General features: G+C 47.5%; 16 protein-coding genes. 14 read left to right on the plus strand and 2 right to left on the minus strand.

All coding sequences use genetic code 11. From position 1 onward, the window contains the following. Positions 1-499: 499 nt before the first annotated feature. The 14 genes from JWG39_RS17425 to JWG39_RS13170 all read left to right on the plus strand — a co-directional run bounded on the left by JWG39_RS17425 (position 500) and on the right by JWG39_RS13170 (position 17,838). Entirely contained in the window at positions 500-583 is an 84-nt protein-coding gene (locus tag JWG39_RS17425; RefSeq protein ID WP_439099717.1) for a hypothetical protein, read from the plus strand. Between the two features lie 748 nt (positions 584-1,331). Next, positions 1,332-2,288 carry an aminoglycoside phosphotransferase family protein gene (locus JWG39_RS13110; RefSeq protein WP_205219873.1) on the plus strand — a complete coding sequence of 319 codons (957 nt, stop codon included), beginning with the start codon at positions 1,332-1,334 and terminating at the stop codon, positions 2,286-2,288. Next, a complete protein-coding gene (locus JWG39_RS13115; protein ID WP_205219874.1) occupies positions 2,273-3,343 on the plus strand; it encodes an ABC transporter ATP-binding protein in 1,071 nt (356 codons plus the stop codon). The genes JWG39_RS13110 and JWG39_RS13115 overlap by 16 nt, the downstream gene beginning before the upstream one ends. After that, complete coding sequence (locus tag JWG39_RS13120) at positions 3,255-4,460, plus strand: ABC transporter substrate-binding protein (RefSeq protein ID WP_205219875.1); 1,206 nt, start codon at positions 3,255-3,257, stop codon at positions 4,458-4,460. Before JWG39_RS13115 ends, JWG39_RS13120 begins: the two co-directional genes overlap by 89 nt. Positions 4,461-4,463: 3 nt before the next feature. Further along, complete coding sequence (locus JWG39_RS13125) at positions 4,464-5,336, plus strand: ABC transporter permease (protein WP_205219876.1); 873 nt, start codon at positions 4,464-4,466, stop codon at positions 5,334-5,336. Then, positions 5,323-6,105: an ABC transporter permease gene (locus JWG39_RS13130; protein ID WP_205219877.1), complete on the plus strand. Its 783-nt coding sequence runs from the start codon at positions 5,323-5,325 to the stop codon at positions 6,103-6,105. Before JWG39_RS13125 ends, JWG39_RS13130 begins: the two co-directional genes overlap by 14 nt. Next, positions 6,096-6,809 carry a TIGR04283 family arsenosugar biosynthesis glycosyltransferase gene (locus tag JWG39_RS13135; RefSeq protein ID WP_205219878.1) on the plus strand — a complete coding sequence of 238 codons (714 nt, stop codon included), beginning with the start codon at positions 6,096-6,098 and terminating at the stop codon, positions 6,807-6,809. The genes JWG39_RS13130 and JWG39_RS13135 overlap by 10 nt, the downstream gene beginning before the upstream one ends. A 30-nt stretch (positions 6,810-6,839) precedes the next feature. Next, entirely contained in the window at positions 6,840-7,469 is a 630-nt protein-coding gene (locus tag JWG39_RS13140; RefSeq protein WP_205219879.1) for a TIGR04282 family arsenosugar biosynthesis glycosyltransferase, read from the plus strand. 507 nt (positions 7,470-7,976) lie between these two features. Continuing rightward, positions 7,977-8,168: a helix-turn-helix domain-containing protein gene (locus JWG39_RS13145; RefSeq protein ID WP_205219880.1), complete on the plus strand. Its 192-nt coding sequence runs from the start codon at positions 7,977-7,979 to the stop codon at positions 8,166-8,168. 50 nt (positions 8,169-8,218) lie between these two features. After that, positions 8,219-11,509, plus strand: coding sequence for a helicase-related protein (locus tag JWG39_RS13150; RefSeq protein WP_205219881.1), 3,291 nt, complete (start codon positions 8,219-8,221; stop codon positions 11,507-11,509). 3 nt (positions 11,510-11,512) lie between these two features. After that, on the plus strand, positions 11,513-11,872 hold the full coding sequence (locus JWG39_RS13155; protein ID WP_205219882.1) for a four helix bundle protein: 360 nt from the start codon (positions 11,513-11,515) through the stop codon (positions 11,870-11,872). After that, entirely contained in the window at positions 11,873-12,556 is a 684-nt protein-coding gene (locus tag JWG39_RS13160) for a DUF4391 domain-containing protein (protein WP_275889012.1), read from the plus strand. Positions 12,557-12,647: 91 nt separating this feature from the next. Then, a complete protein-coding gene (locus JWG39_RS13165) occupies positions 12,648-14,642 on the plus strand; it encodes a site-specific DNA-methyltransferase (RefSeq protein ID WP_369130629.1) in 1,995 nt (664 codons plus the stop codon). Positions 14,643-14,754: 112 nt separating this feature from the next. Then, the gene (locus JWG39_RS13170) at positions 14,755-17,838 is read left to right on the plus strand and encodes a type III restriction-modification system endonuclease (protein WP_205219885.1); all 3,084 of its coding nucleotides are present in this window, start codon (positions 14,755-14,757) and stop codon (positions 17,836-17,838) included. Positions 17,839-18,022: 184 nt separating this feature from the next. On the opposite strand, the gene ptsP is transcribed toward JWG39_RS13170, so the two are convergent. After that, positions 18,023-20,551 (minus strand): phosphoenolpyruvate--protein phosphotransferase, encoded by a 2,529-nt coding sequence (gene ptsP / locus JWG39_RS13175; protein WP_205219886.1) that lies wholly within the window; start codon positions 20,549-20,551, stop codon positions 18,023-18,025. Positions 20,552-20,553: 2 nt separating this feature from the next. After that, on the minus strand, positions 20,554-21,180 hold the full coding sequence (gene dhaL / locus JWG39_RS13180) for a dihydroxyacetone kinase subunit DhaL (RefSeq protein ID WP_205219887.1): 627 nt from the start codon (positions 21,178-21,180) through the stop codon (positions 20,554-20,556). Positions 21,181-21,185: the final 5 nt, after the last annotated feature.

The raw sequence follows: 21,185 nt of genomic DNA on the forward strand, positions 1-21,185 counted from the left end.
TTTTTGTTTATATTACAGTATGTTACTGACTATAATTGTTTATTCATTCGTCAATAATGTAAATACCAAAAGTAGCCATTTTCATAACAGGTCAGGTTGCTTTTTCTATTCTCGGACAGGCTCCTAGGAAATCCACGATTGCAAGCCCCGTTAAATGAGGCCGCGGAGCAGTCTCATTTAACAGTGGGTTAAGTGAAAAAAACCCATAATATCAACCTTATATGGACTCTTTTCCCTTTATATTTTGTATTAAAGGAGAAAAGTAGAAAATCATGTCCAGTTATTAACTTTACCTTCCTTTTTTTCTATACAATTTGATTGTATCACTGTTATTATTGAAAACAAGCCAAAATTCACTCCAAACCCTCAGCTCAAACTGATGGATCAAGTGCGTGAGCCCCTGAGATAATCTCATTACGCACGCTCAACAGAAAAAACATATTGCCAGTGGTTTTTACGATAGATCTCTTTTTATGGGGAAAAACGCAACCCAAAAGATATGGGAGAACGAGAGATTGAGAGTTTTTTGTCCCATTTGGCTTCTGCTCAAAATGTCGCTGATCTCCCCAGAGGCAGGCCTTAAATGTCTGGCTTTCCTCTGTCGTGACGTTCTACAGGCCCCTCCTTTAGATCAATCCATTGCCCCAGTTCGCACTAAACGTAAGCGTCATCCCCCCTACTGTATTAACTGAAGGGAAACCATCTATTTAATGGCCAGGTATACGCCTCATGGAGTGCATTCACCTTCTTGCCGCGTATACGGATCGATGAATCATACCATTTACATTTTGTATTAACGGATTAGTAGGCCAAACACCCAAATTGCTCGTCTCTACAATGTTGGAAATTTATTTTACGGGTATTGATTATGCAGATCCAGATGCAATCCCGCCGTTATCCCCCCTGTGGTAACAACATGGTGTTGTATTTATGGGAAAAAAGGCGTTTTATATATTAAATCTTTCGCCTATTTCATTACCCATCCAGTCTTTGTTCTTCCGTCTTTCCCGCTTTAAATTTTAAAAATCTTTATCCTCAAATGCTTTTGCCTTTCTTCGTGTTCCTTCGCGTTCTTCGCGGTAAAAAATGTCTTTCCGCCTTTTGCTTTTCCCTTTTGCCTGTCTCCCGTCTTCTGCCTCCCCTTCTCCACTCCTTCCTGTTTTCATTTCGATGAACTCGTTGTTCTTAAATGTTTTTTTTGTTTTCCACGGATTTTTTGAGAAGTTACCTTTCCTTGACTGATTTTTCCCATCACCGTATATTCAAAGCAAGAACTTGAAAAAGTATGGGAAAATAACCACAACAAGCCACGCCTGCCCCCATGGAGAGACATGGAGAAGCTGACAATTTCAGCAGAGATTGAACATATTATATTGGAAAACGGCTGGCTTGATCAGGTGGACAAAGTATCGTTCCTGGCTGCCGGGGAGTACAACGAAAACCATCTGGTGGTTTCGGGCGGGATAACGTACCTCTTTCGCATCAACCACGGCAGCCAGATCAATCAGGCGGACCAGATCCGCTATGAATATAATGTTCTCAAGGCGGTTGAACCTTCGGGCGTGACCCCCAGGGCTTTTTTTGTGGCGTCAGACTCCCCTCTTGGCGGGGTGCTGCTCATGGAATTCATCCCGGGCAGACCGTTTGATTTTGCCCGGGATCTCAACAAGGTGCCCCCGATCTTTGCCGCCATCCATGGTCTGCCCGTGTCCGAAACTCTGGTGGTTCAGAATACTCCCATCCTGGATATCGCAGACGAAAGTTTTCAGCTGCTCGATAAATTTCCCGACCACCCAATGGCAGAGCAGAAACAGCGCCTCCTTGACTACCATGAACAGATTTTGCAGCTCAACCAGGAGCATGGGGCCCTGTTCGACAACGAGTCGCTATGCATGGTGAACACCGAGGTTAATTCAGGGAATTTCATCATTCAGGAGAACCAGGGATTTCTCGTAGACTGGGAAAAGGCGGTTGTCTCGTACAGGTATCAGGATCTTGCCCATTTTCTCATTCCCACCACCACCCTGTGGAAGTCCGATTTCAGGTTTACCCCGAAGCAAAGGATCGATTTTCTCCGGGAGTATTACCGGCTGATTTCGCCTGATTTTTCCTTTGACGAACTTGAATGTAAAACAGCGATTCTTGAACGAACCATCCTGCTCAGAGCCTTGAGCTGGTGCTTCATGGCCTATGTTGAATACACAGCCCCCGGGCGGGTTCTCAAGGACAGGGTCACCTTTGATAAAATCAAAACCTACCTGGGAAACCTTGAATGTTTTTTAAATTAACCAGGGTCAGCAAATCCTTTCACGGGAAACAGATACTGAACGACATCAGTTTTACGGCTGACAGGGGAGAGATCATCTCCTTTATCGGACCGTCCGGTGTGGGTAAAACTACCCTGTTGAAGATCATTGCAGGCATGGAAACGCCCGATTCCGGGGAGATTTTTTTTAATACAGACACCGGGGATAAAAACCCTGCGGTCATGGTGTTCCAGGATTTCCTGCTCTTTCCCAATATGACGGTCTTTGATAATGTGGCCTTTGGGCTCAGGGCTGCAAAAACAGACAAACAGGTGATTCAGAAAAAGGTAATGGAGATGCTCGACTGCTTCCAGGTCCAGGAAAAGGCCGACCAGTATCCCAAACAACTCAGTGCCGGTCAGCAGCAGCGGGTGGCCATTGCAAGGGCCATGGTTATCAACCCGGGGGTACTGCTCCTGGACGAGCCCTTTGCCAATCTTGATAAAAACCTCAAGGCAGACACGGCTCTTTTTATCCGCAAGACTCAGAAACAATTCAACACCACCACCATTTGTGTGATGCACGACCAGGAAGAGGCGTTCAGCATGTCCGACCGCATCGGCATCATGCTCGACGGGCAGCTGGTGCAGTTTGACCGGGGGGACCGGGTCTTTAATGAACCCGTATCCATGAAAGCCGCTGCTTTTCTGGGCTATGTGAACCGGCTGACACCTGAAACTGTCGGCAAAGTAAAGATCCTTGACAACAGCGCAGAACAGGACCTGGATTTTTCCACAGAGGATTATTACTTCAGGGCCGAGGCAGCAACGATTTCTTTCAACCCCCAGGGCCATTGGACAATCGTCCAGGTTGTTTTCTTTGGCAGAAACATCAGCTTTCATCTGCAAAGCGGCACAAGCATTGTCCAGGTTCATACGCTGTACAGCGGGTTTAAAACTGGGGACAGGGTTGATCTCTTCATCCATCGAATTTTACGGGGAAAACACCATGAAAAAAGCGCTTTTAATGCTGGGTCTGATTCTGCTGCTCGTGTCCTGCAACAGAGAGGCTCCCCAACAGGAAATCCTCACTTATGATCAGGCCTTGATCAACGCCCGGGGAACCCGGGTTAACTTCTATATGTGGAGCGGTTCAGCCACCATCAACACCTGGATTGACGAGTATGTGGCCAGGGAAGTCAAAGAACAATTCGACATTGATCTCAACCGGGTGCCGATGGATGCCGAGGTCTTTGTCAACAAACTTCTCACGGAAAAACAGGTTGGGAAAAACAAAGGCACCATCGATCTTGTGTGGATCAATGGTGAAAATTTTAAAAATGCCAGACAGGCAGGTCTTCTCCGTGGCCCCATTGCAGACAGTCTCCCCAATTTCAAGGCATACATTGATCCCAAAAGCGTTGAATTTGATTTTGGGTTTCCCGTTGAGAACTATGAAGTCCCCTATGGCAAGGCCCAGTTTGTCTTTATTTTTGACAGTGCAAAGACGGCAAAGACCTTTGACAGCCCTGCTTCTCTTGAAGAGTGGGTGATTCAACATCCAGGGAAATTCACCTATGCCCAGCCGCCGGACTTCACCGGGTCTGCCTTCCTCCGCCAGATCTTTTACGGACTCACCGGCGGTTATGAACAATACATGCATGGGTTTGACGAACAGCTCTACCTTGAAAAATCCCCCCTTCTCTGGTCCTACCTGAACCGACTCAAACCATATTTGTGGCAGCAGGGTAAATCATATCCCAGGGACAGCACGGCCCTGGAGCTTCTTTTCCAGCGGGGCGAGGTGGATATCAACATGTCCTACTACCAGGCCTTTGCAGCCAACAAAATAATGGAGGGGAAATACCCCTCAAGCGTTCGCACCTTTGTGATGGACCATAACAGCATCTACAACAATCATTTTACCGCTATCCCCTTCAACGCCCCCAATTTGAGCGGCGCCATGGTTGTGTCTAACTTTCTGCTTTCACCCGAAGCCCAGCTTTCAAAAAACACCCCCTTGAACTGGGGCGATTTCACCGTGCTTGACATGGAAAAACTGCCGGTTGCGACAAGGCAGGATTTTGAGAAACTTGATCTTGGCGAGGCCACCCTTGACATTGACGTTCTCAACCGCAATGCCGTTCCGGAAATCCCGTCAGACTACCTGACACGGCTGGAAAACGACTGGCGGCGGTTTGTGCTGGAAAAATAAACCATGGCAAATTACCTCAAACTTCTGCCAGCACTGCTGCCCTTTGTCATCTTCTTTGCCGGTGGCATTGGTGTGACCCTTATCCAGTCGTTTGGAATGATGAACCCCCTTGTTCACTACGATTCCATCTGGACGGCCTATACGACCATCCTCACCAACAGCCATTTCATCATATCCATACTGTTCTCCCTCTATGTGGCTCTTGTCTCATCGATCCTGGCCATTGTGTTTGGCACCTTGCTTGCCTATACCATCTGGAAGCTGCACCCTGCCATGCAGGTCAAGACCCTGGTCTATAAAATACCCCTGATCCTGCCCCACATTGCCGTGGCCTTTATCACAATGATCTTTCTCAGCAGGTCGGGGATCATCTCGTCGATCTGCCACAGCCTTGGCATTATTTCCAGCATCGAGGATTTTCCAAACCTGATTTTCAGCCAATACGGAATTGGGGAAATTGTCGCCTATACGGCAAAGGAGAGTTCTTTTGCCGCCCTCATGGCCATGTCTGTCCTGTTAAAATTTGACCGACGCTACCTTGATACGGCCCGGCAGCTGGGAGCTGGCAGGATGCGCATTTTTTTCATGGTGGTTCTGCCCCGGCTCAGGGAGATTCTTGTCACCACCTTTTTGATTCTCTTTATTTACAGCTTCGGGGCCTTTGAAATTCCCTATATGCTGGGCACGGCCAGCCCCGGGATGCTGAGCCTCCAGGTGTACAACTACTATTTCATGCATGACCTTTCAGAACGGCCTGTGGCAATGGCCCTGCTGATGATTCTGTTTGCTGTTTCAGCACTTCTGGCTGTTGTCTACTTTCAGATAAGCTCTAAACTGGGGCATAAACACAAAGGAAGTGGTGATGACCAGGGATAAAACCATAGTGCTGCTCGTATGGTCGATATTTCTGCTTCCCCTGGCGGTGCTGGCCCTCTACAGCTTTGCCGGGCGCTGGGCCTTTCCCTCCCTGCTGCCCGACACCATGGATCTGAGAACCCTGATCTATCTGAAAAAAAACAGCGCCAGCATCCTCACCAGCATGGGTTCGTCGTTTTTATACTCAAGCGCTGCGGTTCTGCTGTCCATCGTCTATTCGCTTTTGCCAGCGTCGGTGTTAAGCCGATCGGATTTTCCAGGGCAGGGTTTTGTGGAAAGTCTGCTGCTGGCTCCAGCCGTCCTTCCGGTCATGACCTTTTCCATTGGCATTCACATGATCTTTATCCGCCTGGGCTTGGCCGACACCCATCTGGGAGTGGCCCTGATTCTTTCAATCTACAGCTATCCCTACATGTTACGAGCCCTGATGGCGGGCTATGCCACCATTGATCCCAACGCCCTGGTGTGCGCCCGCAACCTGGGGGCCGGTTTTTGGCAAATTCTCTGGGAAATTGAAATCCCGCTGCTGCTTCCAGCCATGGTGGCCGGCGGGTCCATTGTCTTCCTGGTTGCATTTTCAGACTATTTTCTGGTCTTTCTCATTGGCGGGGGCAGTGTGCCCTCCTACTCCGGGTATCTGTTTCCCTTTCTCAACTCAACCGACTGGTCCATTGCCTCGGCACTCACCCTGCTCTCCCTTGTGCCGCCCCTGCTGCTTTTCCTGGTACTGGACCTGACACTGGCGAGGCTTTACCGCAAATGGATGTAAACAAAAAAAAGCCTATACCCATCACTGTGATTATCCCGGTGCTGAATGAAACCGGAATTAACGGGTTTTTGTGTGATCTTGTGGAACAAACCGGACATCAAGAAATAGAAATCATTGTGGTGGACGGCGATCCGGAGGGCTCGACCATTAACCGGATATCCAGGGATCACACAACTTGGCCGATCATCAAAAAAATAACATCTCCCAAAGGCCGGGCCCTGCAGCAGAATGCCGGGGCTGCCGTGGCTCATGGGGATATCCTGCTTTTTCTCCACGCAGACACCCGCCTGCCCCCTTATTTCCATGGGCTGATCATTGACACCGTGGAAAAAGGATTTTCAGGCGGGGCCTTTGATCTTCACATTGACAGTTCACACCCCCTGATAAAACTCATATCAAAGATTGCCTCGTTGCGGTCAAGAATCACGAGAATCCCCTATGGAGACCAGGCAATCTTCCTGAAAAGAGAGCTGTTTCATGACATTCATGGATTTGACGAAATTCCCCTGATGGAAGATATTGCCCTGATGCAGAAGATTAAAAAGTCCGGGGCGCCCTTTAAGATCCTGCCTCAGAAAGTATCAACCTCTGCGAGGAGATGGAGAGACCAGGGAATCCTGTGGACCATGGTCCGCAACCCGATTCTGGCCATGCTCTATTACCTCGGGGTTCCCCCGCGAATTCTGGTGAAGTTCTACAAATAAATGGTATCCCAAAGAGGAAAAACAACAGGCATGAAAGACCTCTTGATTATTTTTATCAAATACCCTGAACCCGGCCGGGTCAAAACCAGGCTTGGCCGTCAAATCGGGTATGAACAAGCCGCCCTGTTCTACGAGGAACTGGTCAAGCAGCAGATTAGAGATCTTGACGGTAACTCCTATGACCTTGCATGTTACGTCGATGACAGCCACCCCCTGGACCAATATCGTTCAAAATTCGGCAGCGATCTCAATTTCTTTATGCAAAAAGGCAAGGATCTTGGAGAGCGCATGGCAAGAGCCATTGAAGAATCCTTTGAACGTCACCATGAAAGGGTAATCTTGATGGGCAGCGACATACCTCTTGTGAGCGGGCCGGATGTCACTCTTTTTTTCAACCACCTTTTAACCCATCAGATGGTGATCGGCCCTGCAGAGGACGGCGGGTATTACATGATCGGATGTCAAAAAGGAATCTCGGTTGTACCCCTGTTTGAAAATATTGCCTGGAGCACTCCGGATGTGTTGAAGACCACCCTTGCCAGGGCATCAGGCTTAAACGTCAGGATTGAAAAAACCTGGTTTGACATTGATACCCTGGAAGATCTTCAACTCTACCAGCACCTTGTGCGAACAGGGAAAAAGTTCCCGGAGAGGTGGTGAATGTGAGAACCCTGCGGCTCTTGCTGACGGGACTGCGTGGACATTTTTTTGGCGATTAGGAATGAGTAATAATTCGTGGTTATCCGTGTCCATTCGTGGTTACAAACTACAAAAGGAACCACGAATGAACACGAATTTTCACTAATACCAAATACATTTTTTACTGATTCGAGAACACGACTGCATGGAAATATTTTGTTTTTTCCTGTCTCCCGTCTCCTTTCTCCCTTTTTCCGTCCTGCTGTCTTTGAATCCGCTAATACAAAATGTAAATGGTATCAGTCGCCGTCGAACCTTCTTGAGCGTGAATTTATCGTCACCACGCCGGCTACAGTTTACGCTGGCGACAGTAGTTAAAACAAGGAATTGACTTGCTACTTTCAGCTAATCTCTATAATTTCAACCCTGTTTAACCTAATCTGGCCGGATAATGCGTACAGGGTTACACCGTGGTAAGCACCCAGGCATGCCTGCGGGGCCGGTCTCAAGAGAATAATGGAGTCGAAAATGGAAGACAGGTGGCGATCTGTTGATGAAATTGGCGAATATCTCGGAATCAAAAGAGATACGGTCTACAAGTGGATTCGTGAAAAAGGTATGCCAGCCCATAAAGTTGGTCGCTTGTGGAAATTCAAAAAAGACGAAGTTGACGGCTGGGTGCGTAAAGGAAGTGCTGAATCGTCTGGTGACATCAACTGATCATACAGGCAGAATGTATTGAATTAAAATGAGACAGGCGGCAAGAAAACATGCAAATCCTGGACAATATCAATCTCCTTTGGGGAGATGATCTAAAAAAGACTATCAAGCCGGGTGCCAAACTAAAAATTGCAGCCTCTTGTTTTTCCATATACGCCTATGAAGCACTGAAAAAAGAGCTGGAGAAAATTGAATCACTTGAGTTTATCTTCACGGCCCAGGCTTTTGTCCCCAATGAGGTTACAGACAAAGTTTCGCGTGAAAGAAGAGAATTTCATATTCCCAAACAACAACGTGAGAGAAGTCTCTATGGCAGTGAGTTCGAGATTCAGCTAAAAAATAAACTTACCCAAAGAGCAATCGCCAGGGAATGTGCAGACTGGATTCGACGTAAAGCAAGTTTTCGTTCAAACGTTACAAAGGCACCAATGCAGCAGTTTGCCTGCGTCAACAAAGGAGACAATGACTCTGCATATATGCCTTTACATGGCTTTACAGCGGTTGATCTTGGCTACCAGCAAGGTGATGCGGTTTCCAATTTTATAACCAGGTTTGAGGATACTCCCTCCACTCAGACCTGGTTAAACCTCTTCACCCAAATCTGGGATGATGATACGAAGATCAAAGATGTAACTGATACGATTTGTACCCATATCGAATCGGTCTATCAGGAAAATTCTCCGGAAAAAATTTATTTCCTGATGCTGTACAACATCTTCAACGAATTCCTCGAAGATTTAAACGAGGATGTTCTACCTAACGATCTCACAGGTTATAAAAACAGCGTAGTGTGGAATAAGCTGTTCAACTTTCAACGTGATGCTGCCACGGGTATTATTAACAAACTTGAAAGCTATAACGGTTGCATACTTGCCGATAGTGTCGGTCTGGGTAAAACATTCACCGCACTTGCCGTTATTAAGTATTATGAACTCCGTAATCGCTCTGTTCTCATTCTTTGCCCCAAAAAACTGGCCGACAACTGGCTCAACTATAATCGGAACCTGAAAACTAATATTTTCGTCAAAGACCGTTTAAATTACGATGTTCTTTGTCATACAGATCTGCAGAGAATAAGCGGTGAGTCCTATGGTACCCCGCTAAATAAAATCAACTGGGGAAATTATGATCTTGTCGTCATTGATGAGTCGCATAATTTCAGGAACAACGACGCGTATAAGGACAAGGAAACCAGGTACCAAAAGTTGATGAACACCGTAATACGGGATGGGGTGAAAACGAAGGTACTAATGCTGTCAGCGACACCCGTGAACAATCGGTTCAATGATCTCCGGAATCAGCTGGCACTCGCCTATGAAGGAGAATCGCAAAATCTCAGTACAAAATTACGCACCGAAAAGAGTGTTGAAGAGATATTCAGGCAAGCACAGACCGTTTTTAACTGGTGGTCGAGATTGCCTGTTGAAGAACGAACAGCCAGGGCAATTCTGAATGCTCTTGACTTTGATTTCTTTGAGCTCCTCGACAGTGTAACGATTGCACGGTCGAGAAAGCATATTGAAACCTTTTACGACACAACCGATATCGGGAAATTCCCGATCAGAAGAAAGCCTCTCTCATTTCGCTGTCCATTAACCATGCGCGGAGATGTGATAGGTTTCAACGAAATCTACAAGCAGCTTTCTCTCTTGAAATTATCCGTTTATGCCCCGGTCAACTACATTCTCCCAAGCCGCTTGCGGAAATATGAAGAGCTCTATGATACAGCAGTTGAAGGTGGCAAAGGGAAATTGCGGCAGGCGGACCGTGAAAAAAGTCTGCAGTCCCTTATGACAACCAATCTATTGAAGCGCCTGGAAAGTTCTGTGGAGTCATTCCGGCTGACCCTGGGCTCATTGGAAAAGAACCATCTGCGTATGCTCTCTCAAATAGAGCAGTTCAGACAGTCCGGAGCAGATTTTTCCATCCATGATCAGGCAGACACCCTTGGCGAACTTGAAGTGGAAGATGATGATCTGACCGGACTGGAAGATTTTATGATTGGTGGGAAGGTACAGGTGAGTCTGGCAGATATGGACTTGCCTTCATGGGAATATGACCTGCAAGCTGACCTTACCATCATTACCGCACTACGCAACGAGATGAAAAAGGTGGGGCCGAACCACGACTCAAAACTGCAGCATCTCAAAAAGCATGTTGTCGATAAAATCAACAACCCCATTAACTATGGAAATAAAAAAATCGTTATTTTTACTGCTTTTGCAGATACGGCAAATTACCTTTACGAGAATCTGACCGGTGACCTCCTTGAAATGGGTATCCACACAGGCAGAGTGACCGGCAAGGATACCCCTAAAACTACCTTGAAAAAGGGCCTTGACTTTCAATCAATACTCACACTTTTTTCCCCGATCTCCAAAGAAAAAGCCTTGATACTCCCTGAAGAGCAGGGTGAAATAGATGTGCTCATTGGTACTGACTGCATCTCAGAAGGCCAGAACCTGCAGGACTGTGATTATCTCATCAATTACGATATCCACTGGAACCCTGTCCGTATTATTCAGCGCTTTGGCCGGATTGATCGAATCGGCTCTACCAATGAATCCATTCAGCTCGTCAATTACTGGCCGGATATCTCACTCGATGAATATATCAATTTGAAGGAACGGGTGGAAAACCGGATGATCATTGCCGATGTCACTGCAACAGGTGATGACAATGTGCTTTCAGCTCAGGCAAACGATGTGAGCTATCGGAAAGAACAGCTCAGACGCCTTCAGGATGAGGTTATAGAGCTTGAAGATATGAAGACCGGTGTCAATATAATGGACCTGGGGCTAAATGATTTCAGGATGGATTTGCTTAATTATATCAAAGCGAATGGTGACTTAGGCCATTTTCCCCATGGGCTTCATGCAATTATTCCTGCCAATAAAGAAATAGGGTTAACACCTGGCGTAATCTTTACACTGCGCAACATAAATTCCGACGTGAATAGGAATCAGCAGAACCGACTGCATCCATATTATCTGATTTATATCAGCGATAATGGTGAGATAATTGCTGATCATACACAGGTCAAATCTCTCCTGGATTTAGTGAGAACCAGTTGTAAGGGGTTAGCAACACCTCTCCAGAAGCTGTGCAAAAAATTCAACATTGACACGCGAGATGGCCGCGATATGGATCAGTATTCAGATCTGCTGGGACAGGCTATCCGGTCAATGATTGAGGTCAAAGATGAGGAGGATATAGACAGCCTCTTTACTGGCAGAAGCACTACTGCACTGGTTGACACGATTAAAGGACTGGATGACTTTGAGTTGATCTCTTTCCTCGTCGTAAGAGAGGAGTGTGGAAGGATGAAGGCGGAGGGCTGAAGGATGAAAGACTTGAAATCAAGAACTAAAGAATTTGCGCTTCGGATCATCCGCCTCTACACCGCACTGCCAAAATCGACGGAAGCACAGGTAATAGGAAAACAATTGCTTCGCTCTGGCACTTCTGTAGGTGCACATTATCGAGAAGGAATCCGAGCGCGATCAGATGCAGAATTTATAAGTAAGATAGAAGGTGGTTTGCAGGAACTTGAAGAAAGTTGTTACTGGTTAGAGTTGCTACTTGAAGCAGAAATCATGACCGAAAAGCAGCTTTCTGATTTGATGCATGAAGCGAATGAACTTATAGCAATACTTATTACATCTGTCAAAAATGCCAAGGCTAAAAAAAGGGAACGTAAATAAATGAGTTCATCCTTCATCCTTCATCCCTACGCCTTTCCAAAAGCAGCAGCATTCGGACGAATGGTTGCCAAAGGAAAAATCTACGAACACGCTGCGCCAACAAAGAAGGTAAAAGAGCTTTTTATTACTCAGGTAGAAAAAATAATCTGGTCCTACAAACTGTCTCCGGCAACGATAAACCTTCCGGAAAGTGCAGGTGTAAAGGAAATTCAGATTTTTTCTGTCAGTCTCAAAAACGGAGATTTGTCCCACGAAGTTTTACAGACTGTTGATAAGGCGATTCCGTCACCTATTCTGTTTGAGTTGCTGTTTAACGGTAGAACCAGATATGTGGGAGCCTATAAGCGACCGAATGAAGCAGATAAAAGCAAGTGGATCATCAGCAGCTATTTTCAGTCGGCATGGATAGATGATGATGCTGAAAGAGTAAAGCTGCCGGTTGTTCTTAATATGGAGGCATTATATCAAGCTTTTTTAACGGCGCTCAGCCCGCTCAGATTCCAGAAAGGTGAAAACCTCAATGATATGGTTGTAAAAATTGATCTTTTGGGGGTCAAAGAGCGGGAAGCTGAAAAGATTGAAAAGCGGATGGAAAAAGAAAAGCAGTTCAATCGGCGTGTTGAAATGAATCGAGCGCTGAATGAATTGAATAGAGAAATTGAGAATTTGAAGGCGGAAGGATGAAAAATAACTCAAAGTCAGAACTGCAACCTTTTCGTTAAGAATCATTAAGATGAATAAAAAAATACTAATTTTGAAGGTAGAAGGTTGAATGATGAAAAAGCTGAAAATGCATTCTAAAAATTTTGTTAATGAGAACATTGCCAAAGTTGCAGAACTATTTCCAAATTGTGTAACCGAGGTAGCGAATGAAGATTCATCCCTCAGCCTTCATAATTCATCCTTGAGTTATGCGATTGACTTTGACCAGCTCAGGCAGGAGCTATCGTCCCATATAGTGGAAGGTCCGCAAGAGCGCTATCATTTGAACTGGCCTGGAAAAAAGGAAGCATTGCTTACAGCCAATGCTCCCATTGCCAAGACTCTTCGTCCTTGCCGTGAAGAGAGTGTTGATTTTGACAGTACGGAAAATCTGTTTATTGAAGGTGATAATCTTGATGCCCTGAAACTGCTGCAAGAGAACTATCTTGGCAAGGTTAAGATGATTTATATCGACCCGCCGTATAATACTGGGAATGATTTTATCTATGCAGATGATTTTGCTGAATCCACGGGAGACTACCTGTTGGGTTCAGGACAAAAAGATGAGGAAGGTAACCGTCTGATAGCGAACACAGATTCCAATGGTCGTTTTCATTCTGACTGGTTAAGCATGATGTATTCACGTCTCAAATTGGCGAGAAATCTTCTCAAAGATGATGGCGTGATTTTTATTAGTATTGATGATGGAGAACAGTCAAACCTTAAGAGAATGTGTGATGAAATTTTTGGTGAAGATAATTTTGTAGCTACAGTGGTTTGGCAAAAGAGAACGGGGCCAGACTCCCGAGCAAACCTGAGACCTGCACATGATTATGTTTTGGTTTTTTCAAAAGAAATAGATAACGCCAAAGGAACACTGAATAAATTGCCGCTCAGGGAGAAAAGAAAAAATGATTATAAAAATAAAGATAATGACCCCCGTGGGCCTTGGTCATCGGAGAACCTAACTGGTCAAACAGGGCATGCAACCTCCAGCCAATTCTATAAAATAACAACTCCTTCAGGGAAGCTTTATGCTCCCCCCGAGGGGCGGTGTTGGGCATTGGCAGAGAAAACCTTTCTTGAGCTTGAAAAAGACGGGAGAATTTGGTTTGGCGAGAACGGAAGTAACAGACCTCGCTTGAAAAAATTTCTAAGTGATTCTGACGGCATGATGGCTTGGACATGGTGGCCAAATGACGAGGTTGGCCATAACCAGGAAGGCACAAAAGAAGCAAAAGAACTCTTGGGTGCTGGCGATACATTCGATAATCCTAAACCTACACGACTTATCAAGCGTGCATTAATGCTTGCCACCAAGAATGATGACTTGATCCTTGATTTCTTCGCGGGCTCTGCAACGACTGCACACGCAGTTATGCAGCTCAATGGTGAAGATGGTGGCAATCGAAAATTCATCATGGTTCAGCTTCCTGAAGAGTGCAAAGAAAAGACGGAAGCATTCAAAGCAGGGTACAAAACCATCGCTGAAATCAGCAAAGAACGCATACGCCGAGCCGGTAAGAAAATCAAAAGTGAAAGTCCTATAACTACTCAGGACCTCGATATCGGTTTCCGAGTCCTCAAAGTGGACTCCAGCAACATGGCCGATATCTACTACACTCCCGATTCCATCAAACAAAAACAGTTAAGCCTGCTGACAGATAACATCAAAGCCGATCGAAGTCCCGAAGACCTCCTATTCCAGATTCTCTTGGACTGGGGCGTTGATTTAACTTTGCCGATTTCTCGCGAAATCATCAAAGTCCAAAAGGCTGAAAGCGAAAGGATAAAGGATGAAGGCAACAGCGACACCCCCAATTCATCCTTCATCCCTCATCCTTCATCCTTTCAAGAATTCGAGGTTTTCTTCATCGACAACAATGCTCTGGCCGCCTGCTTTGAAAAAAACGGCAAAATCTCCGAAAACTTTTGCAAAGAACTCGCAAAACGTCAACCTCTTCGGGTGGTCTTCCGTGACTCAGGATTTAAAGATGACAGCGCGAAAATTAATGTCGAGCAGATCTTCAAACTGATATCGCCCCATACTGAGGTGAAGTGTATATGAAAATCCTTGTGAGTTCCTTAAGAAAACAACCAACGGACGTGGAAAAGCATTTCATCGAAGTAGAGCAGAAACGGAAGCAGATTGAAGTCACGAAGAAGACAGGGGGCCGTTCATGAAGCTGAAATTTAAAAAACAGGCCTATCAAACTCGCGCTGTTGAATCGGTAGTGGATTGTTTTCAAGGGCAACCCAATATGTCTGGTATCAGCTACCGTATTGATCCAGGAGTAGCAAAAACCGACTCGCGCGGCTATTGGCCTGCACAGATGTTTAAGGGATCCGGCTTCAAGAACAGTGACCTGGCTCTGACAGAACAACAGATTCTTGAAAACATCCAGCAGATTCAACGACTCCAAAATCTCCCGCAGTCAACGAATTTGGTGAAAACCAAAGTCTCATCTGTGAACCTTGATGTCGAGATGGAAACCGGAACCGGTAAAACCTATTGCTATATCAAAACGATTTTTGAGATGAACAAGCAATTCGGCTGGACCAAGTTTATCATTGTGGTGCCGAGTATCGCTATCCGGGAAGGTGCGTATAAATCGCTGGAAATAACGGCGGAGCATTTCCAGGAGACCTACCATAAAAAAGTCAGGTATTTCATTTATAATTCTAAACAACTTCACAACCTTGAGAGCTTCTCTTCGGATGCCGGAGTAAATGTCATGGTGATCAATGTCCAGGCATTCAACGCACGGGGAAAAGATGCAAGGCGTATATACGAAGAGCTTGATGGTTTCCAGAGTCGTCGTCCAATCGATGTGATCAAGGCCAATCGGCCCATTTTGATACTGGATGAACCTCAAAAAATGGAAGGCGCGAAGACAATGGATTCTTTGAGGGGGTTCAATCCTCTTTTCATCCTGCGCTATTCTGCAACCCATAAGACGCAGCATAACAAGGTTCACCGCCTTGATGCCCTGGATGCATACAACCAGAAGCTGGTGAAGAAGATTGCTGTTCGGGGAATTTCTGTTAAGGGGCTCTCCGGCACCCATGCCTATCTCTATCTTGAATCGATTGAAGTCTCCACACAGACACCTGTTGCCCGCATTGAGATCGAGACCAGGCAGGCCAGCGGCATCAAGCGAATACTCCGCAAGTTCAAGAAAGGAGATAATCTCTATGACCTCTCTGGTGAGCTGGACGAGTACAAGGGTTGTGTGATTGCAGATATCAATGCTGTCACCGATACGGTTGAGTTTACCAACGGCCATCAGTTACAGGCTGGAGAGGCAACCGGGGATGTAAATGAAACGACTTTGCGACGGATTCAAATCCGCGAGGCCATTAGAGCGCATTTTGAGAAAGAACAGGTGCTTTACCCCCAGGGCATCAAAGTTCTCACACTGTTTTTCATTGACGAAGTGGCAAAGTACCGTCTTTACATCGATGGAGATGAAGCAGGTGGAGAGTATGCCAGGATTTTTGAAGAAGAATACACGGAGATCCTGAGAGAACTCAAGCAGGATCTGTTCATGCCTGAAGAGTACAGGAAGTATCTGGATGGAATCTCTGTTGACCGCACTCATAACGGATATTTCTCAATTGATAAAAAAAGCAAACGGATGGTTGATCCAGTCACCGGTAAAAGATCAACTGAAACCAATGATGTGGATGCCTATGATTTAATTTTAAAAGATAAAGAGCGCCTCCTCTCTTTTGCTGAGCCGACCAGATTCATTTTCTCTCATTCCGCTCTTCGGGAAGGTTGGGATAATCCTAATGTCTTTGTGATCTGTACCTTGAAACACAGTGACAACAGCATTTCCCGCAGGCAGGAGGTTGGGCGAGGTTTACGCATTGCCGTCAATCAACTGGGTGACAGGCAGGATGATCCGGCAACCGTGCACCAGACCAATGTCCTCACTGTTGTTGCCAGTGAAAGTTATCGAGATTTTGTCACCGCACTTCAGAAGGATATCAGTGAATCCATTTCTGAACGACCACGTGTCGCCGATGCGAAATATTTTACAGGGAAGATCTTGCAGACGCCTTCCGGCGTTGTAGAGGTTACGCAGGAAATGGCAGAAGGGTTAGAGTTCTACCTCATTCAAAACGGCTATGTGGACCGAAAGAGAAACATTGCTGAAAAGTTTCATGAAGCAGTTCATAACGACAACCTTGCGGATCTTCCAGAAGATTTAACACCATATAAAGAACAGATCTTTCAACTCATCCAGAGTGTCTATAGTGATGCACAGTTGCCTGAAATTGAGAATGATCGCGGTGCAAAAACAAACCCTTTAAATGCCAACTTTGAGAAAAAGGAATTCAAGGAGCTGTGGAACAGAATAAATCACAAGGCAGCATACAGTGTTCATTTTGACAGTTCAGAGCTTGTCGAAAAATGTATACAGACCTTGAATATGCAGCTCAGGGTAAGTCCGCTGCAATATACCATTCAACGGGGAGAGCAGGCAGATGGCATCAGCTATGACCAAATAAAATCGGGTGACAGCTTTGAGGTAAGAGAAACATCTACTGAAGACAACAAACATTCCGTCCATTCAGCGGTAAAATATGACCTCATTGGTAAAGTCGCTGAATATGTCCAACTGACGAGACGTACAACAGCCAGCATCCTGGCAGGTCTTGAAAAACCGGTTTTTGCTCAATTTAAAACAAATCCTGAAAATTTTATTGCAGAAGCTTCACGACTGATTCAAGAGCAAAAAGCCACCGTTATCATTGAGCACTTAACCTACGATGTGATTACTGCAACACATGATATAGACATCTTTACGAACAGTCAAAGTAAGCAGGATTTCAGTAAAGCTGGAGCCCCACTGAAACGACATATCTATGATTATGTCATTACTGACTCGAAAACAGAGCGCACCTTCGTACAGGAACTTGATACCAGCTCGGAAGTGGTTGTTTACGCCAAATTACCAAAAGGATTTTCAATCCCCACGCCGGTTGGAAACTATAATCCTGACTGGGCAATTTCCTTCAAGGAAGGATCCGTAAAGCATGTCTATTTCGTTGCAGAAACAAAGGGGTCCATGTCCACGATGGAGCTGAGACAAATTGAAAAAACAAAGATAGAATGCGCTCGGAAATTCTTTGATGGAATCAACCGGAAGATCAATCCGAAAAATGTGAAATATGATGTGGTGAACAGCTTCGGCAAGCTCATGGAAATTGTCGGGGCTGGAACAGTTTCACCTGCTGGCGACGGGACTTGCTGATGATTCGGGCTGAATATCTTCGTTTTCTGCAAAATGTACTTAAAATTGCGAACCTTGTGCTCCTGAATTTGGACACATCAATCTATGCAAAAACACGTTTGCAATATAACGGCCGGTCACCGGAAAAACAAAGACAGGCAAAAGAATCCAGCCAACAGGAAGTTCAAACGTGTCTTCCAGAAAATCAGTTCCTCAATCCCCCACGAAATGCCTGAAGAAGCTGCTGAACCTCCTCAGCGGAAGAGCACCGGAGGGCGGCCCCCGCACACTCCTGTGCATCTTTCAAGGTAAGGGCACGAATCGCCTCTTTCTGCCCGGCGATACCCGGAGTGTTCATGCTCAACTCATCCAGTCCAAGGCCGACTAAAAGCGGTGCCGCCTCCTGCATTCCCGCAAAGGCACCGCACATCCCCACATGAATATTTGCCTCATGGGCAGCCTTTACGGTGGCATCTACAGCCCGTAGAACCGCCGGATGAAATGGGGTTATGAGTCCCGCGACACCTGCATTGCCACGATCCGCAGCGAGAATATACTGGCTGAGATCGTTGGTGCCGATACTAAAAAAATCCGCCTCGGCGGCCAGTTGATCGGCAAGAATCACTGCGGAAGGCACTTCAATCATCAAACCGACTTTGATGGCTGCATTGCAGGGGATTTTCTCCTGCTGCAGCTCCTCCATGGCCTCCTGCAGCATGGCTTTCGCCCGGCGAAATTCCCCCGGGGAACCAATCATGGGAAACATGATCTTCAGGTCTCCATAATGGGAGGCGCGAAGCAGAGCACGGAGCTGGCGCTTGAAGATTTCTGGATGGGCAAAGGTGAAACGAATACCGCGCCTGCCAAGAAAAGGGTTCTCTTCGCAGGTGCTGCTCATCCCCGGCAGAGATTTGTCACCGCCAATATCAAGGGTGCGAATAATGAGCGGACGCCCCGCAAGGGCTTCCACCGCTGCACGGTAGCTCGCACACTGACTGTCTTCGTCCGGTTCACCGCCGCTCTCCTGAAAAAGGAATTCAGTGCGAAAAAGGCCTACCCCCTCCGCACCGCCCGCAAGCGCCCCGGCAACATCCTGCGGCCCGCCAATATTGGCGGAGATACGCAGAGAATGGTCATCTCGGGTAATGGCCGGCAGCTGCGCACTCTCCCGCAGTCGCTGCACCTGCTGCTCTGCAGCGAGCTGGCGTTCTCTGTATTGCGCAGTAGTGGCAGCATCGGGGTGCAGGTGCAACTGACCGGTGCTTCCGTCAAGAATAAGAAGCTGACCATCTGCAACTCCAGCGCAGAGACCGCGTATCGCCGTAATGGTGGGAAGACCTCTGGCAGCAGCGAGAATGGCCGCATGGGAGGTCACCCCGCCCTCTTCCATACAGATCCCCAGTGTCTCTGGAGGGAGAGCAACGACTTCGCCGGGACTCAAATCCTTCGCGATAACAATTACCGGTCCCGGCAGCTCCGTCGGCAGAAGATCGCCGCCGATAAGCCCGCGCAGGACCTTCTGTTGAATATCGACCACATCGGCGGCACGTTCGCGGAGATAACTGTCATCGATATTGCGATACCTCTCCACCAGCGCATCTGTAACACTTTGCCATGCGGCTTCGGCAGTCTTGCTCTCTTCCCTGATACGTTTCTTTGTTGCCTCAAGGGTCTCTTCATCCTGCAGGAGAAGACGGTGAAAATCAAAAATTTCCGCCTGCTGAGGATTACTTTTACCAACAGCAGCCTTCTCCTGTTCCGTAGCGGTAACAGCCTCACGGAGAGCGACATCAAGGCGGCGGAGTTCCTCTTCCGGGGAATCACTTTTTTCCTTCTTCACCACCAGCGGACCGCTCTTCAGCAGGAAAGCCTCACCAATGGCAATTCCGGGGGAGACAGCAATTCCGGAAAGGATTCCCTCTACACTCTCCCCCTGCCCCCCGGCGTTCACCGCCGTCGGAGAAGTCTGCACAGGCGCCTGCAGAGGCTGTACGTCCTTTTCGCCAAACTGATCCTCGTGAAGAAGGCGAATCGCGGCAAGGGCCTCCGCGGCATCGCTCCCGGTTGCAATAATGTGAATCGTCTCACCTTTTTTTACCGCAAGTCCGGTCACCTGATTGATACTTTTAGCATTGGCATGTTTTCCGGCCTTCTCCAGCTGAATTTCTGCCTGAAATTTCCCCGCACAGCCCACAAATCGCGCGGCGGGACGGGCGTGCAGCCCATTTTCATTGGTAATAACCAGATCGAGAGTAAGCCCGTCCTCCTCCTCCTTGAGAGGCGCGCCCTGCACCCCGGGTGCTGCCTCCTCATCATTCAGCCCCAACTGGCTGCGCTTCATGGCCAGAGCCCCTTCCGCCTCCCGCGCCACGCTCTCCAGATCAGCACCAAGGGAGGCCTGAATTGCAGCGGCAAGCGCCCCCTCCACGATGGGGGCAGCGCAGAGGCGCACATTTTCGGCCACCTCAGGGTCAATAAAATCAAGGGCAGTCTCCGCAGAAAGGAGCGCGGAGCCGAGATCCATCAGCACCAGCACCCCTTCTTCCCCTGCAACCCTCGTAATTGCCTCCATTACCTGCATGGGATCTGTGCCAATGGGATTGCTCTCATCATCGAGTCCACCGACATAAGCGATATTCTCTCTCGCTTCGGGGCTGCTCACCATCTGTTCAATAAGCGCCTGAATCCCCGCTGCCAGTTCCCTGCTGTGGGAGACAATTACGATTCCAATCATTTTCAGCCTCCTTTTATCGTATCGCGAAGTGCCGCAAGCAGCAGCGTTGAAGACGCGGCCCCGGGGTCGATATGGCCAATACTGCGCTCCCCGAGATAACTGGCCCGGCCCTTCCTCGCCTGCATCGGCGCAGTGGCATCCCTCGCCTCTTCGGCCGTGGCAACGCACATTTCTAAGAATGCAAGGGGCTCCAGCCCCCTGTTGGCGTCAGCCACTTCCACCACCGGTGCCCAGACATCAAACATGGTTTTATCCCCGGCAACAGCCTTTCCACGCTGCACGATACCATCACGGCCGCTTTGGAAAAGCGTGCAGAGGTCATCACTGCCGAGCTCCGTTTTTCCCGCAAGGGCCTGACCCGCTTTCATGAAAACGGTCCCATAGAGGGGGCCACTCGCCCCGCCCACGCTCGACATGAGCGTCATGCCGGTAGTTTTCAGGATGGTACCGATATCTTTCCCCGCCAGCTCGGGAAGTTTGTCCTTCACTTTGCTGAAGCCGCGGTTCATATTGATTCCGTGGTCGGCATCGCCGATGGCCGCATCAAGATCGGTAAGGAATTCCTTATTCTCCGCCATCACGGTGGCGGAGAGTTCCAGCCAGGCAAGAACCTGTTCTTCTGTGATCATAGTTA

Source organism: Desulforhopalus vacuolatus (genome assembly GCF_016918505.1).
In the GTDB taxonomy this organism is placed as follows: Bacteria; Desulfobacterota; Desulfobulbia; order Desulfobulbales; family Desulfocapsaceae; genus Desulforhopalus; species Desulforhopalus vacuolatus.

Coding starts and splice junctions, on each gene's coding strand:
- JWG39_RS13165 (WP_369130629.1), top strand. CDS start 12,648: ATGAAAAAGCTGAAAATGCATTCTAAAAATTTTGTTAATGAGAACATT.
- JWG39_RS13170 (WP_205219885.1), top strand. CDS start 14,755: ATGAAGCTGAAATTTAAAAAACAGGCCTATCAAACTCGCGCTGTTGAA.
- JWG39_RS13115 (WP_205219874.1), top strand. CDS start 2,273: ATGTTTTTTAAATTAACCAGGGTCAGCAAATCCTTTCACGGGAAACAG.
- JWG39_RS13140 (WP_205219879.1), top strand. CDS start 6,840: ATGAAAGACCTCTTGATTATTTTTATCAAATACCCTGAACCCGGCCGG.
- JWG39_RS13150 (WP_205219881.1), top strand. CDS start 8,219: ATGCAAATCCTGGACAATATCAATCTCCTTTGGGGAGATGATCTAAAA.
- JWG39_RS13135 (WP_205219878.1), top strand. CDS start 6,096: ATGGATGTAAACAAAAAAAAGCCTATACCCATCACTGTGATTATCCCG.
- JWG39_RS13155 (WP_205219882.1), top strand. CDS start 11,513: ATGAAAGACTTGAAATCAAGAACTAAAGAATTTGCGCTTCGGATCATC.
- JWG39_RS17425 (WP_439099717.1), top strand. CDS start 500: ATGGGAGAACGAGAGATTGAGAGTTTTTTGTCCCATTTGGCTTCTGCT.
- JWG39_RS13110 (WP_205219873.1), top strand. CDS start 1,332: ATGGAGAAGCTGACAATTTCAGCAGAGATTGAACATATTATATTGGAA.
- dhaL (WP_205219887.1), bottom strand. CDS start 21,180: ATGATCACAGAAGAACAGGTTCTTGCCTGGCTGGAACTCTCCGCCACC.
- ptsP (WP_205219886.1), bottom strand. CDS start 20,551: ATGATTGGAATCGTAATTGTCTCCCACAGCAGGGAACTGGCAGCGGGG.
- JWG39_RS13130 (WP_205219877.1), top strand. CDS start 5,323: ATGACCAGGGATAAAACCATAGTGCTGCTCGTATGGTCGATATTTCTG.
- JWG39_RS13120 (WP_205219875.1), top strand. CDS start 3,255: ATGAAAAAAGCGCTTTTAATGCTGGGTCTGATTCTGCTGCTCGTGTCC.
- JWG39_RS13145 (WP_205219880.1), top strand. CDS start 7,977: ATGGAAGACAGGTGGCGATCTGTTGATGAAATTGGCGAATATCTCGGA.
- JWG39_RS13160 (WP_275889012.1), top strand. CDS start 11,873: ATGAGTTCATCCTTCATCCTTCATCCCTACGCCTTTCCAAAAGCAGCA.
- JWG39_RS13125 (WP_205219876.1), top strand. CDS start 4,464: ATGGCAAATTACCTCAAACTTCTGCCAGCACTGCTGCCCTTTGTCATC.